Raw genomic sequence first — 14,382 nt, 5'->3', positions numbered from 1 at the left:
CGCGAGGTCGCTGGACCATATCGACACACACCCGAGTGAACTATCGTTTCCCGGTGAGCGCACCCAGGATGGCTTGGCTCGACGGCCTGCGCGCCGTCGCCGTGCTCCTGGTCCTCTACTCGCATCTGACCCGCGCCCTGTTCACCGGCCTGTGGACGGCCACCGACGAGTGGCTCCACACCGGCACCGCCGGGGTGATGCTGTTCTTCCTGGTCAGCGGCTATATCATTCCGGCGTCACTGGAGCGCCACGGCGACCTGCGCGCCTTCTGGCGCAGCCGGGTCCGGCGGCTGTTCCCGCTCTACCTCGCCGTGATCGCCGTCCTGGCCATCACCCATCCCGTGAATGATCCGCTGGCCTCGGCGGTGGGACACGCGACGATGCTGCCGTTCCTGTTGGGTGTGCCGCTGATCACGCCGGTGTTCTGGACGCTCTCCTTCGAGATGGCCTTCTACCTGCTCGTCACGACCCTCCACACGATACGGGCACAGCGTTCCCTCCTCCCGCCGGTCATCCTGGCCGTCGCGGGCATGGCCACCACGCCCCTCGTCCCGCTGCGGTTCGGCGCGATCCCGGCCGCCGGGGCGTCACTGCTGCTGGCCGGGCTGACCGGGGTGCTGTCGCGCCGCCGGTGGGCCGAGATCGCCGGCGGACTGCTGCTGGGTGGTCTGGTGCTCGGCCTGCTGCTGTTCAACGAGGATCCGGCACACGCCCACGACGGCCTGCTGATCGTCGCGGTGATGTTCACCGGCACCGTGATCCACCGTGCTGAGCACGGGCAGACCTCCTGGTGGCGGGCCGGCGCGGTGATCGCCGTGGTGGCGACCGGGTTGCTGGTGAGCTGGTTCGCCGAGTTGGCCGCGCTGCACACGGTCACGCCGCGTTACGTCATCCGGTCCGTGCTGACGCTGCTCGTCTTCGGCGGGGCCTTCGCCGCCGGCATGACACTCCGGCGCCGGCGTACGCCGTCGTGGCTGGCGCGGATCGGCGTGCTCAGCTACTCGATCTACCTCGTCCACTATGCGGTGATCGAACTCGCCGGGCCGGTCCTGGAGTCGGACGTCCCGGCGCCGCTGCTGGCGGCCGGCTATCTCGTCGTGGTCTTCGTGGTCTCCTGGCTCACCCACCGATACATCGAAGTGCCCGGTCAGCGACTAGGGTCCTCCCATGCCGGACAGCACCCCCACCTGGCGGAAGGCCGACGATGACATCGTCCACGGGCGGCAGCGCCTGATCTTCGTCCGCGACGGATCCTGGCAGCTCACCGCCCTCGCCTACTTCGCCGACGGCCAGGTCACCTGGCAGTACGGCCCACCTTCCGACCTCGCCGGGCTCCGGCAGGCGCTGGCGGACGGGACACTGGCCCTCGCGCCTCCGGACGGCACCGTGGTGCACGTGCCCGGCGCCGGCCGGTTCACGATGACCGCTGACGGCGCCCCGTGGACAGCCCCGATGGTGCTCGGCGACATCGCCGACGAAGTCGACGGGCTCAACCAGCGGCCGGACTCGTCGCGTCGCGCCTATGACGCGTTCCGCGCCTATGCCGACGACCCGTCCGAGGAGAGGTTGGAGACGGCACGTTCGGCCTATCTCGCGGTCCCCCGGCACCGGCGCATCTACATGCTCGGCGACATGGACCACAACGACGTGCCGGCCCGGATCCTGCTGGCCGGGATCGGCGAGGAGATACCGGCCAGGCGGCCCGGCACGACCCTGACGGTGACCGCCGAGGCCAAGGACGGCGCTCTCGACTACTTCCTGCGGATCACGCCGGCCGTCTCCGCGTGGGAGAGGCGGCACACCGCCGACGGCCCGGACACCCCCACGGCCGCTGCCGTCGTCATCGGCGGCCACGTCCATCCGCAGGGCTGGCCTGATCCGCCCGGCCTGGACGTGCTTCAGAACGACTATCCGGCCTCGGTCGTGCACCGCGGCCGGGAGTACCGCACGGTGACGCACGCCTACTGGGCGCTGTCGACCGGCGATCCGGCCTGGCACGACCGGATCGCTGACGCTGATCGCGGGTTCGACGCCGTCGAGGTCGCTTTCGCCGCGCCACGCCGGGACGGGTGGGCCGCGGCTCGGCTGGCGGTGATGGGCACCCTGCTGCGGGACAAGTGCCGGCGGCACCCCCTGATCGCCGCGACGCTGCTGTCCACCGGTGACGCGCGCGTCCTCTACAGCGACACCGGATCCTGCTACTGGACGCGGGACGGCCGGGAAGGCTCCAACTGGATGGGACGGCTGCTGGAAGTGGTGCGGTCGGAACTGGCCGCCGGACGGGGCGGCATCCTCTCCTGAACCTTCGTGGACGCTCGGCGCTCTCGCGCGGACGTGCGGGACACGGTGGTGCGGTCGGCGGCGATTCGGGTCGTACGACAAGGTGGGTCAGAGGTTTTGATCCAGCCAGGCGAAGGCGTCGTCCTGCATCTCGGCGGTGAAGACGTGGCCGAGATCCGGCCAGATGCGGGTGCGCAGGCGGGAGCGGGCGCGCTGGGAGGCCCAGACGCGAGCCATCTTGTCGTAGGCGACGGCGATGCCCTCCGCGGTGAAGAGCGGGTCCAGCGCGCCGTCGGTGAGGTACATCGGGCGCGGGGCGGCGAGGCTGGCGACGTCGGGGATGTCGAGGTGGCGGTAGAGGCCCGGATGCAGCATGTAGAACGCGGACTGACCACGCAGCGTGTTGTTGCCGGGGACCATCATCTCCTTCAGGCCGGTCATCCAGCAGGCGGAGACCGTCGCGGCGATGTGGTCGGAGAGGGCGGCGACCTGCCACGCCCGGTAACCGCCCATCGAGAAGCCGACCGCGGCGATTCGGCGCGGATCAACCTCGGGCAGAGTGGCGAGCAGCGCGGCGGCGCGGGTGTCCTCGCGGGCCATCAGGCCGGCCGGTGACGATCCGAGGTTGAAGAGGTTGGCCGCCAAGGCCTGCTGGCCCTCGTAGGCGAGGCCGCCGCGGTCGCCCCAGCCGAGGGCGTCGACGGCGAGGACGGCGTAACCGCGGGTGGCGAGGTGGTCGCCGGGGAACCGTCCGCTGAAGTACTTCGCGGCCCAGGCCTGTGCCGAGGTCAGGCGGGCGCCGTCGTACCACGGCTCGATCAGTTTCTCCTTGCCGATGTCGAACCTCGCGCCGTGGTCGTGCAGGAGAAGCGCGGCGGGGAACGGGCCGGGCCCGTCGGGGATGAGCATGGTGGCGCGGACGCGGCTGTGCCGGGTGACGTTGAAGAGCAACTGGCGGCGGCGGTATCCGGCCGCGGGCTGCTCGTCGACGACCTCGGCCCGCAACGGTGTGCGGTCGGCGGGCTGGCAGAGGAGGCTCTCGAACTGGGCGCGGGCGCGGCGCTTCCAGGAGCGGAAATCGCGTTCGCGGGCGTGCGGCCAGGCCAGCGGGAAGGTGAGTTCGGCTTTGAGTCGCTCGTAGAAGACGGGCAGATTGCCGTCGATCACGGAGGGGCTCTCGAAACCGGCCGCCGCCCGGGCGTCGGTGGTTCGCAGATGCGGGGCGGCCAGCGCCGCAGCCGGGAGGGACATCACGGAGCGCCGCTTCATCAGATTCCTTCTCATCGATGGAATCCTGAGGCTAGAAAGCCCTTTCCCGCATGTCAACCAGCATGGGCCCGGTGTCGCTCTCCCTGGGGACGGTCCGGGGAGAGCGACACGGGGCCCGGTCAGAGTACGGCCATCAGCGGCCCTGAAGAGTCCTGACGTTGTCGCCGAAAGTCCAGCCCTTCGAACCGTCCCAGTTGATTGACCAGGTCATCAGGCCCTTGATGCCGGGGACGCCGCGGTAGGCCTGGGCGACCAGCGCCGGAGTCATGTGACCGCCGCCCGCTCCGACCTGGGCGGGCAAACCCGGGACCTGCTTGTCGAGCGGGATCCTGATGGTCGTGCCCTGGATGGTGAGCCCGCCCGCGAGGCACTGCGTCTGCACGGTGAAGCCCTGGACCGTGCCGGCCGCATACGAGTCGCCGGCGCAGCCGTACATGCTGCCGTTGTAGTACTGCATGTTCAGCCACCAGAGACGGCCGTTGTCCAGGTACTTCTTGATGATCGGCAGGTACGAGCCCCAGATCGAGCCGTAGACCACGGAGCCGCCGGTCACATACGCCGTCTCGGGGGCCATGGTCAGGCCGAAGTGGGACGGCATGGCCGCCAGCACCCCGTCGATGATGCGGATCAGGTTGGCCTGCGAGGTGGACAGGGTGTTGATGTCGCCGCTGCCGGTGAGACCGGTCTCGATGTCGATGTCGATGCCGTCGAAGTGGTACCGCTTCAGGATCGGCACGATGGTCGCCACGAAACGGTCGGCGACGGCGCTGGAACTGAGGTCGATGCCGGCCGTGGCGCCACCGATGGACATCAGCACGGTGGCGCCCTGGGCCTTGGCGGCGCAGACGTCGGCCGGGGCGCCGACCTTGACGCCGGCGTCCATGCCGTCCTCCCAGAGGACGGTGCCGTCGGAGCGGATCACCGGGAAGGCGGCCATCAGCACGTTGTAGCCGTGCTGGGTGATCCGGCTGTCGTTCATCGGGATCCAGCCGAGGCCGGGGTGCACGCCGTTGGAGGCGCCGTCCCAGTTCTCCCAGTAGCCCTGGAGGACCTTGCCGGCCGGGCGGCCACGCAGCCCGCATCCGGTGGGGGTCGACGGGCCGGCGCTCGCACTCACGCTCGGGCTCGCACTCACGCTCGCACTCACGCTCAGGGAAGGGCTCGGGGAGCTTCCGCCGGTACAGGCGCCCAGGCTCGTCCAGAGCGACGGGGTCGACGCTGGGTTCCAGCCCGCGCCGACATGGGCGGTGTGCGTGACCAGCGCCTGGTAGAGCGCCGACTGATAGGTGACCTGACCACCCGCGGTGTAGGTGCCGCCCTCGGCCCACACGACCGGGGCGCAGGCCACAGCCGCCACGCCGCTGGGCTGGAACGCCAGCACGGACCCGCTCGCCACGACCAGCCCGGCGATCGATGCCGTCAATCCGCGTCGAACTCTCATGCTGTCTCCCTGACACGTACGGATGCGTGCCCACATAGTGGCGTTCACATCCGTAAATATCAAGGACTCTTAACTATTAACCAATCTTCACCACCAGCGGCAGCCCGACGAAGGCGGCGTAAGGCTCGAGGGCCCGCGTGGCCTGCTCCACCTCGACATCGGCGAGCGGCAGCACAGTCACCGTCACGGCTTTCTTGCCCAGGGTCCGTTTCCAGGTCGCCATCACCCGGCCGTCACGCACCAGAGTCGACTGGAACACGCCGTTGCCACCGGGGATGATCTTCGCGACCTGCTCGGGGGTGGCCATCATCGACCGGTCCTTGTAACCCAGCATGTACTCGTCGAAGCCCGGCAACGCCCACCAGCCGGTCACCGGCCCCGCGTCGAGCACCTCGGGATCGGCCCACATCTCCACGCCGTCGACGTCGACCCTCTCCAGTTTCGCGGCGGCCACGCCCTTACGCGCGTCGCCCACCGGCAGACCGGTCCACCCGGCGAAGTCCTTGACCGTGGTCGGGCCGTGCGACCGGAAATAGCGCCCGGCCAGGATCGTCAGGGCCTCGTCCCGCGACGCGGGCGTGAACCGCCGCGTGACCCACTCGTCGAGCAGCACGAACGTCTGCTCCGACCCCTCGTTCGGCGCGATGGCGGTCACGCCGCGCTGACTCACATACCAAAGCAGGTGGTAGCCGCGCTGGCCCTCGACCGAGATGCCGCCGTCGGTGAGCGCGGCCAGGCACGCCGACCGGGTCAGCCGCCCACCGCCGGCCGTGATCGCGGCGGCCAGGACATCCATCGCCTGATGCGCGGTCTTCTCGTCGAGGCCCAGGTATTCCCAGCGCTTGGCCACACCGGTCAGCGCACGAACACCGGTCAGGTCGAGCATCCAGTGGGCGTCGGCGGACGGGACGAGATGGACGGTGCCGCGCATCGGCCACGTGCGCACCACGGTGCGCTCCTCGGTGGCGGCGACCACCTCGGGCAGAGTCACCCCTGGCAGGCGGGCGCCGAGCGACCAGAGAACGCTGTTGAGATCTTGCGCCTGCATGGCGCCGAACCACTCCACGATCTCCGGCACGCCGGGGCGGGAGCGGGACCCGAGGAGCAGGCTGGTCATCCGAAGGCTCAGGGCCGTGTTCGCGTCCACGACCCTGAGCCTAGAGAAGGGGTACGACAGAAGTCAGCGACCGCGGGCCGCGCGGTACCTCTTGATCAGCATGTTGGTCGAGGAGTCGGCGTCGTCTGCCGGAGTCTCCCGCGAGGTCAGCTTGGGCGCGAGCTGATTGGCCATGACCTTGCCCAGCTCGACACCCCACTGGTCGAACGAGTTGATCTCCCAGATCACGCCCTGGGTGAAGGTGATGTGCTCGTAGAGCGCCACCAGCTGCCCGAACGTGCCGGGCGTGAGCCGCTCAGCGAGGATCGTGGTGGTCGGGTGGTTGCCCTGCATGACCCGGTGCTGGGCCACCTTGGCATCGGTACCCTCGGCCTGCACCTGCTCCAGCGTGCGGCCGAACGCGAGCGCGCCGGTCTGCGCCAGGAAGTTCGACATGAACAGGTCGTGCATCTCGCCGATGTCGTGGTTGGGCACGCTGAAACCGATGAAGTCCGCCGGGATCAGCTTGGTGCCCTGGTGGATCAGCTGGTAGAAGGCGTGCTGGCCGTTGGTGCCGGGCTCGCCCCAGAACACCTCGCCGGTCTGGAAGGTGACCGGCTCACCGGACAGGCGCACCGACTTGCCGTTGCTCTCCATGGTGAGCTGCTGGAGGTAGGCGGCGAAACGGTGCAGGTATTGGGCGTACGGCAGGACGGCGTGCGACTGGGCGCCGAGGAACGTGTCGTACCAGACGTTGATCAGGCCGAGCAGGGCCGGCAGGTTGCGCTCGATCGGCGTGCTGCGGAAGTGCTCGTCGACGGCGTGGTAACCGGCGAGCATCTCGGCGAAGCGGTCCTTGCCGATCGCGATCATGACGGAGAGGCCGACCGCGGACGGCAGCGAGTAGCGGCCGCCGACCCAGTCCCAGAAGCCGAACATGTTGGCCGTGTCGATGCCGAAGTCGCCGACCTTCGCCGCGTTCGTGCTGACCGCGACGAAGTGCTTCGCGACCGCCGACGCGTCCCCACCCAGGCCCTCCAGCAGCCAGGCCCGGGCCTCCTTGGCGTTGGTCAGCGTCTCCTGCGTGGTGAAGGTCTTGGACACCACGATGAACAGGGTGGTGGCCGGGTCCAGGTCGTGGGTCTTCTCGAACAGGTCGGTCGGGTCGATGTTGGAGACGAACCGGCACTCGATGTCACGCTGCGAGAAGTCCTTCAGCGCCTCGTAGGCCATCACCGGGCCCAGGTCGGAGCCGCCGATCCCGATGTTGACGATCGTCTTGATGTGCTCGCCGGTGTGGCCTTTCCACTCCCCCGAGCGCACCTTGTCGGCGAAGGCGCCCATCCGGTCGAGGACCTCGTGAACGTCGGCGACCACGTCCTGCCCGTCGACGACGAGCGACGCGTCGCGCGGCAACCGCAGAGCGGTGTGCAGGACGGCGCGGTCCTCGGTGATGTTGATGTGCTCGCCCGCGAACATCGCGGTGATCTTCTCGCTCAGCTTCGCCCGCTGCGCCAGCGCGAACAGGGCGGTCAGCACCTCATCGGTGACGAGATTCTTGCTGTAGTCCACGTACAGGCCGGCGACCTCGGCGGCGTAACGCTCGCCGCGCTGCGGGTCGCTGCCGAACAGATCGCGCAGGTGCACCGCGGAGAACTTCTCCGCGAGCCCCTGGAGTGCCTGCCACTCGGCGCTGTCGGAAACGTGTTCGCTCATCTCTCCCACTCCGAACCTGGACGACGCACAAATCGTGGCACGATCCGCTGCCCGGCACCCGCGAACCGGCCGCACAGTCGTGTCCCGTCCGCGAGGTTAGTACCCGCCCCGCATCAGCGCGGCCTCGGTGTCCTCCTTGTCACTCCTTCCCGTTTCGGTGAACTCCATGCGCGTTCGTGACTGTGGCCGACTCGGACAGCGGGGCGAAAATGTCGTACCCGGGCTCTAGGTTCTCCGGCATGGTTTCCGCGGCGTACTCGTACCTCGGCTCGTCGGCCCTCGACGATCGCCTCACCCTGCAGACCTCCGGTGGTCCTGCGGCGCACCCCCGCTTCTTCACCGGCTTCCTCACCGCCCCCGGCGCCGCGGCCACCGGCCTGCTGGCGGTGGCTGAGGTCGCCCGCACCAGATACTTCCGGCCGCTGCCCCCGGCGAGCCTCGACCCGGTCGTCACGGCCGGCTCCGACCGGCTCCGATTCGAGTCGTTCTCCGGCTGCTGCGGCGTCTACGCCCGGATGGACGTGCTGCCCACCGGCCTCGACGGCGACATCGTCGCGCACGGCACCACCAACGTCGACGTCAACGTGCCGCTGCAGCGGGCGCTCACCCGGGTCGGCCGCACCGACCCGATGCACGTCGCGGTCGGCCCCGACGACCTCACCGTCACCACGTTCGACGGCGAGCTGGTCGAGCGGAAAGTGCCGCTCCCGTCGCGCTGGCTGCGCGGTTTCGCCGAGGCCCAGGTGCTCACCTCCCGCTTCGACCCGCGCGCCGAGATCGGCGTCGCCGACGCCCGCGTCCTGCTCAACCGGCTGCCCGCCACCGACAAGTCGGTCCTCTGGGCGGTCCCGGCCGGGCGGACGCTGCGCTTCACGTCCCGGCCGGCGCCGGGCGCGGTCTGCCTGCCGGGCGCCGGCCGCCTGGCCGCCTTGAAACCCTTCCTGCGGTACGCGACAGCTCTGCGCGTCTACGGCCCGGCCGTCGCCGCCGGCAGCGGTCCGGTGGCCAGCACCTGGGAGCTGAGCATGCCGGCGCTGCGACTGTCGCTCACCCTGTCGCCCGAGCCGTACCGCGGCTTCTCCGGCGAGGGCGCCGTCCTCGACGCCCTGGCCAGCGACGAGGCCGCCGACGACGCCGACCTGGTCAGCGCCCTGCTCTCGTGGGACCCGACGATCGACGTGGACGCGCTCGCCACCGCCTCCGGGCTCGGCGCCGGCCGGGTGCGTGACGCGCTCACTCAGCTCGGCACGGCCGGCCGGGTGGGCTACGACGTGGCCGAGGCGGGCTACTTCCACCGCACGCTGCCCTACTCCGCCGACGTGGTCGAGCGCTTGAACCCCCGCCTGACCGGAGCGCGCGCCCTGGTCACCGCCGGTGCGGTCACCACCGGGCCCGAGGTGTCGGTGGTGCGCAGCGGCGACGAGACCTACCACGTCCGCAACGCCACCTCGTGCACGTGCCCGTGGTGGGCGAAACATCGCGGCGACCGCGGCCCGTGCAAGCACGCCCTCGCCGTCCGCATGGTGCTCGCCGGCGCCGCCTCGGAAGACGCCGCGGACGAGGTCGAGGTGACGGCATGACCCTCGACTGGGAAACCCTCGACAGGCGGGCTCGCAGCGGCGACCAGCCCGGGGTGACCAGGTTGCTGCTCGAAGCGGGCGAGGCGGAGCGCCTCGCGTTCGCCAGGACGGTCGAGGCCGGCATCAAGGCCGTCGATCCCGACGTCTACTGGCGGGCCCCCGTCAACCCCGCCCCGGGTTACGCCCTCGCCGTCGTCGGCACCGCTCCCGGCGCGAGCCGGGCCGCCACCGTGCTGCTGCGCCGGGGCCTGCGCGGCGCGTGGCGGTCCGTGCAGGTCGACCGGCTCCTGCGGATCGCGGCGGCCCGCGAGCTGGCCTGGCTCGGCGACCTCGGGACCAGGCTGGCCGTGCGGCTCCCGGCCCGCGACGTCTGGGACGGCGGGGACTGGGAGTTCACCGCCGCGCTCATGCGGGCCGGCGGGGTGCAGCCGCCGGTCACCGAGGGCGTCGTGCGGGGCTGGCTGGCCGCGTTCATCCGGCCGCGCGGGCATCAGGCGCCCCCGCTGATCATGCGGATGCGCGATGATCCGCACCTCGACCGGCTCCTGCCCGGAGTGTTCGAGATCGACGGCATGGGCGCCGTCATCGTCAACGCCATCTGGGGTGACGACTCCAGCCTGCCGGAAACGGCGATCCGGTTCCACGACGTGGTCGCCGCGCTGACCGCCGAGGGCCGCCTGGAGCGCAAGACGATCCTGGCCGCCACCGTCGACCGGCTGGCCCGCGGCGACAAACCGCACGCGCTTCGACCGTTCGTGCTGCTGCACGACAAGCTGGCCCCGACCGTCGACGAGATCGCCACGCACGCTCTCGACTACGCACGCCTCCTGGCCGAGAGCCCCGGCCCGGTCGCCGCGATGGCGCAACGCGCGCTGCGCACCCTTGACGACACCGGCCTCCTCGGCCTGGAAACCCTGCTCGAAGCGAGCTTCCCGGCCCTGCTCCGCAAGGAGAAGGCGCTGGTCAAGACTCAGATCTCCTGGCTGGAGAAGGTGGCCCGCCGCGAACCCGGCCGGGCCGGCGAGGTGTTCGAGACGGTGGCCGCCGCGTTCGGCCATTCCGCTCTTGACATCCAGGAGCGCGCGCTGACCCTGGTCGGCAAGCACCTGCCCGGCCTGCCGCCGGCCACCGTCTCCCGACTGGCCGAAGCCACCGTGGTCCTGGCCGGTGACCTGCCGGCCCGTGCCGCCACCCTGTTCGGCGCCACCGGTCTCGCCGAGACCGCGGCGCCCCCCGAGGCCGTGGCCGAGCTGCCGGCGCCGGCCGGCCCGGCGCCGATGCCGCCGTCCATCGCGAGCGCCGCCGAACTCGCCGAGGAGGTCGCCGCCCTCGTCCACGAGCAGTCGGGCGTCCGCTGGGAGCGAGTTCTCGCCGCCCTCGTCACCCTGCACTCGGCAGGCGAGCGGGACGCGCTGGCCGCGGCCCTGCCACCGCTGCTCGACCGCTATCCGGGCGATCTGGTCGAGCACCCCTGGAACAGCGGATCGGCCCTGGTCTGCCTGGGCACCGCGATCCGGATGGCGACCGTCCCGCCCCGTGACGACAGCGCACACCGGCGCCTGTTCAGCGCGGTGCGCAGCGCATGGCAGGAAGGTCACCGGGGCGGCGGCGGCGTGAAACTGTCGACACTGCCCGACGGCGTCCTGGCCCTGCGGGTCGCCGAGATCGCCGTGCACCTCAACGGCTCGATGCAGCCGATGCTGGTCGCCACCCCGACCCAGGTGAACGGCAACCTCGATCCGGCCGTCCTGCTCGACCGGCTGACCCGGGCCGAGGCCGAGGGCTGGCAGCCCTGGTCCTTCGACCTGGAGCAGGCGCTGCTCCGCCTCCCGCGCACCCCCGCCGCGGCCGACGTGGCCGCCGGCGCCGCGCTGCTCGTCTCCCCCGCCGGGAGACAGTTCGCCCAATGGCTCACCTCGGGCGGCCTGCCCGACCCGGTCAGCGAGAGTTTCACCCAGCACCCCCGCAAGCACGCGCACAACGGATACATCTGGGACCCCGACGTGCCCCGGCGAGTCGTGGCGAGACTGCGCCCGTCCCGCGACGGTGGCCTGCGCCTGGAACGGCAGCTACTCACTCTCCACCCGCAACAGGCGCCGGAATACAGTCCCCAGCACTTCCGGAACATCGAGGGAGTCCTGGCCATGGTGCTGCCGCACCATCGGGAGGTGGCCGCCGCGTGGGCGCTCGGTGAACTGGCGGCCCTGGCCGACCAGGATCAGCGCGGCGGCGGCCGGCTGCTCCCTCTGCTGGCCGAGTGCGCCGGCCCGATCGGCCCGGCGCTGACGACCGCGATGGCCTACACCCTCGGCGCCAAGCAGGAATCCGACCGGGCCGCGGCCGTCGATGCCTTCCTGACACTGGCGGCCGGCTCGGAGCCGTTCGCCGGAGCGGTCGGCGCGGTCCTGGCCGACCTGTCGTCGGACAGCGCGGTGAAACTCGGCCGGGTGGTGCCCGCCCTCGCCGACGCCCACCGCGCCGGCGCGTCCGCCGCCGTCTGGGAACTGCTGACGACAGCGCTCCCCGCACTGCTGACGACCCGGTCGCGGGCCGTTCCCGAGCTGCTGGAACTCGCGACCCAGGTCGCCGTCGCCCTCGGCGCCCGCGCCGCGATTCCCGGCCTGGCCGAGGTGGCGTCCCGTCCCGGTTCATCCCGGCTGGTTCAGGAAGCCAAACGCCTCCGGTCCACGCTGTCCCAGTGATCGGTCGCGAGTCCGGGCGCGGTTGTCCCGCCGCCCGGGCCCGCGAGTCGCCAACCTAGCCCAGAGCTGGGCCCAGCCGGATCCAGCTGGGCCGCAGCCGGAAGCATTGCAGGTGGCCCGACTGCCCACTGGTGCCCTCGGTCCGCTGTCCGCTGGCCCCCGCTGGGCCGCTCGGCTCGCTGTCCGCTGGCCCCCGCTGATCCCCTCGGCTCGCTGTCCGCTCGAACCGGTGGTCCCCGCTCGGCCCGCTCGGCCGCCGTCCGAACCGCTTGGGAGACCGGCGTCCGTGACGGCCCGGACTCGGCTGGCCGCCGGTGGCCTGCCCGACCCGGTGAGCAGACGCGTCGAGCAGCGGCTTCGAGGTCTGCAGCACGATCCGGTCGCCGACGCGGCAAGACCGGTGTCCCGCGTGGTGGCGAACCTACGGCCCACGCGCACCGGGAGGCTGCGGCTAGCGGGGCAGCTACTCACCGTGGAACGGCCGCCGTTCATGTTCCAAATCGGAGCTGAGTTCGTCAGCGATCCCGGCGTTATGGCCATGGTGCTCCCCCACCGCCGGGAGGCCGTCGCCGCCTGGGCGCTACCCGGCCTCGCCTCGCTCGCTGGGGAGGGACGGGGCGCGGGACGCCTGCTTCCCCTTCTCGCCGACTGCACCGGCCCGGTGGGGCAGTCGATGGCGATGGCTCTGGCATACGCCCTCGGCGCCCGGGACACAGCGGACCGGGTGGCGGCGGTTCGACGCCTTCTTGGCGCTCACCGCCTGCGACGCACCACGAGCCTCAGGCGACCCACCTCACACCGCCGGCAGCAAGCCGTCGGCCACAAACAACGATCCACCCGCACCCAACGGCGAACCGCCGGCCGCTGTGGGCACAACGGGCGTCACTCACGGCGAAACCTGCCCCACGAAATGGCTAACCGCCCCTGGCGGAGAGCAAACCGCTCCCAGCGAAAAGCGAACTGTTCGCGTCGGGTAGCCGCTCGTTCGCGGCGGCGGTCGGCGGCGAGTTGGGCCGGTTGGCCGGCCCACACGGCCTGGTCATATTGAGCCGGTGGTGCCGGCGAGACCGACGCACATCGGGCCGGCGCATCGGCGGCGGTGTGGGAGACCGTTGCCGCTGCGCTGCCTGTTCTCCTGGCGGCGTCGCCACGAGGGTTGCCCGACCTGCTGGCACTCTCCACGGAGGTGGGTCACGCGGTGCACGCACGCGGTGAGATCGCCGGCCTGGCCGAAGCCGCCGGCCGCCGCGGTTCCTCCCGTCTGATCAAGGAGGCGAAACGACTCCACGCGCAGCTCACGAGTTAGAGAAGGGTTACACCGGTTCCGCCGGATATAGGGCAATCTCGTGTTCCCACTCAGCTGCGGCACGCTCCAGCTGCTCATAGCCGAAACTGCAGCGGATCGTGAAGGGCCCGCCAGCCCGAGGCCTGTGTGCCCACGGCGGGGAGAACTCCACATCGAGGCCGATGTCCAACACCACCTGGGTGGCCGAGTGCTCGACCAACGTCATAGACAGGTTCGGCTCGGTGAAAGAAAGGATAGGCGGGACTCCGGGCGCAGCATCGGTGCCGGCCGGTGGCAGTCCTTGGCCGGCGGTCCTCCGCAGCCACCGAGCGACATACACGGAGTCGTCACAGGTCAGCGCAGGGTAGCGGAACCTCCATGAACCTTCCGGACTGGTTGCCGTCCCCTCCACCACGTGCCAACTGTGTCGCAGGGAAAGGTCCTCAGCGTCCGGGAATTGGTATCCGACGACGCGAAGGTCCACGCCATAACCGGCAGCATCGATCAAACGCACGGGTCGTGAGTCTGCCAGGCAGGAAGACTTAACGAGATCGCGTAGCCAGATCATCATGGTGGCGATGTCTGCGGTGGCCCGGTTCTTGTCGTAGCGGGTGGCCACGGCCCGCAACTGCTTCAGCTTGGTGACGCACCGCTTGGTCGCCGCACATTTCACGACGGGGTTGGCCTCGTTCGGCGAAATGGGACCGGTCCGCAAGGCGGACTGCCCGGCGCGCAAAAGCTGTACCGGAACCCGAGGGTGAAGCCGAGAACCCTAGAGCGAAGCCGCGAACCGCGAGGCGAAGCCGAACCCAGGGCAGCGGCGCCAACCGCAAGGCGAAGCCGCGAACCGCAAGGCGTACCGAGGAGAAGGAATTTCGGGAAAAGAAAAGCGCCGCCCGGTGGGGGACCGGGCGGCGCTTGTGTTCGGGGTGGGTCAGCCGATCTTCACCTTGAAGATCGGGTTGGCGGCCAGCTTCTGGAAAGCGGCGAGGCCGGTCTTGGTGCTGTCGATG

Annotated in this window: 9 protein-coding genes; 4 read left to right on the top strand and 5 right to left on the bottom strand. The window is 70.7% G+C overall.

The genetic code is table 11. The annotated features are described in order from the left end of the window. The first annotated feature begins 53 nt into the window (after window positions 1-53). Both QLQ12_RS43725 and QLQ12_RS43720 read left to right on the top strand, forming a co-directional pair. Window positions 54-1,208 carry an acyltransferase family protein gene (locus tag QLQ12_RS43725; protein ID WP_282766981.1) on the top strand — a complete coding sequence of 385 codons (1,155 nt, stop codon included), beginning with the start codon at window positions 54-56 and terminating at the stop codon, window positions 1,206-1,208. Next, window positions 1,168-2,301, top strand: coding sequence for an NADAR family protein (locus QLQ12_RS43720; RefSeq protein ID WP_282766980.1), 1,134 nt, complete (start codon window positions 1,168-1,170; stop codon window positions 2,299-2,301). Before QLQ12_RS43725 ends, QLQ12_RS43720 begins: the two co-directional genes overlap by 41 nt. Window positions 2,302-2,388: 87 nt before the next feature. Here QLQ12_RS43720 and QLQ12_RS43715 read toward each other — a convergent pair whose 3' ends face one another. The 4 genes from QLQ12_RS43715 to pgi all read right to left on the bottom strand — a co-directional run bounded on the left by QLQ12_RS43715 (window position 2,389) and on the right by pgi (window position 7,802). Then, complete coding sequence (locus QLQ12_RS43715) at window positions 2,389-3,564, bottom strand: dienelactone hydrolase family protein (RefSeq protein WP_282766979.1); 1,176 nt, start codon at window positions 3,562-3,564, stop codon at window positions 2,389-2,391. A gap of 118 nt (window positions 3,565-3,682) precedes the next feature. Continuing rightward, a complete protein-coding gene (locus QLQ12_RS43710) occupies window positions 3,683-4,990 on the bottom strand; it encodes a glycosyl hydrolase family 18 protein (RefSeq protein WP_282766978.1) in 1,308 nt (435 codons plus the stop codon). Between the two features lie 76 nt (window positions 4,991-5,066). Next, window positions 5,067-6,137: a winged helix DNA-binding domain-containing protein gene (locus QLQ12_RS43705; RefSeq protein WP_282766977.1), complete on the bottom strand. Its 1,071-nt coding sequence runs from the start codon at window positions 6,135-6,137 to the stop codon at window positions 5,067-5,069. Window positions 6,138-6,170: 33 nt separating this feature from the next. Beyond that, on the bottom strand, window positions 6,171-7,802 hold the full coding sequence (pgi, locus tag QLQ12_RS43700; RefSeq protein WP_282766976.1) for a glucose-6-phosphate isomerase: 1,632 nt from the start codon (window positions 7,800-7,802) through the stop codon (window positions 6,171-6,173). Window positions 7,803-8,041: 239 nt separating this feature from the next. Between pgi and QLQ12_RS43695 the strand changes: the two genes are divergently transcribed. Next, window positions 8,042-9,382: an SWIM zinc finger family protein gene (locus QLQ12_RS43695; RefSeq protein ID WP_282766975.1), complete on the top strand. Its 1,341-nt coding sequence runs from the start codon at window positions 8,042-8,044 to the stop codon at window positions 9,380-9,382. After that, on the top strand, window positions 9,379-12,084 hold the full coding sequence (locus tag QLQ12_RS43690) for a DUF6493 family protein (RefSeq protein WP_282766974.1): 2,706 nt from the start codon (window positions 9,379-9,381) through the stop codon (window positions 12,082-12,084). Before QLQ12_RS43695 ends, QLQ12_RS43690 begins: the two co-directional genes overlap by 4 nt. A gap of 1,313 nt (window positions 12,085-13,397) precedes the next feature. Here QLQ12_RS43690 and QLQ12_RS43685 read toward each other — a convergent pair. Next, window positions 13,398-14,084, bottom strand: a complete 687-nt coding sequence (locus tag QLQ12_RS43685; RefSeq protein ID WP_282766973.1) for a WapI family immunity protein — start codon at window positions 14,082-14,084, stop codon at window positions 13,398-13,400. Window positions 14,085-14,382: the final 298 nt, after the last annotated feature.

It is taken from the genome of Actinoplanes sandaracinus, from assembly GCF_030009775.1.
In the GTDB taxonomy this organism is placed as follows: Bacteria; Actinomycetota; Actinomycetes; order Mycobacteriales; family Micromonosporaceae; genus Actinoplanes; species Actinoplanes sandaracinus.
The sequence above is the reverse complement of the archived record's forward strand: the minus strand, read 5'-3'. Positions and strand labels throughout refer to the sequence as shown.

Coding starts and splice junctions, on each gene's coding strand:
- QLQ12_RS43720 (WP_282766980.1), top strand. CDS start 1,168: ATGCCGGACAGCACCCCCACCTGGCGGAAGGCCGACGATGACATCGTC.
- QLQ12_RS43715 (WP_282766979.1), bottom strand. CDS start 3,564: ATGAGAAGGAATCTGATGAAGCGGCGCTCCGTGATGTCCCTCCCGGCT.
- QLQ12_RS43710 (WP_282766978.1), bottom strand. CDS start 4,990: ATGAGAGTTCGACGCGGATTGACGGCATCGATCGCCGGGCTGGTCGTG.
- pgi (WP_282766976.1), bottom strand. CDS start 7,802: ATGAGCGAACACGTTTCCGACAGCGCCGAGTGGCAGGCACTCCAGGGG.
- QLQ12_RS43695 (WP_282766975.1), top strand. CDS start 8,042: ATGGTTTCCGCGGCGTACTCGTACCTCGGCTCGTCGGCCCTCGACGAT.
- QLQ12_RS43690 (WP_282766974.1), top strand. CDS start 9,379: ATGACCCTCGACTGGGAAACCCTCGACAGGCGGGCTCGCAGCGGCGAC.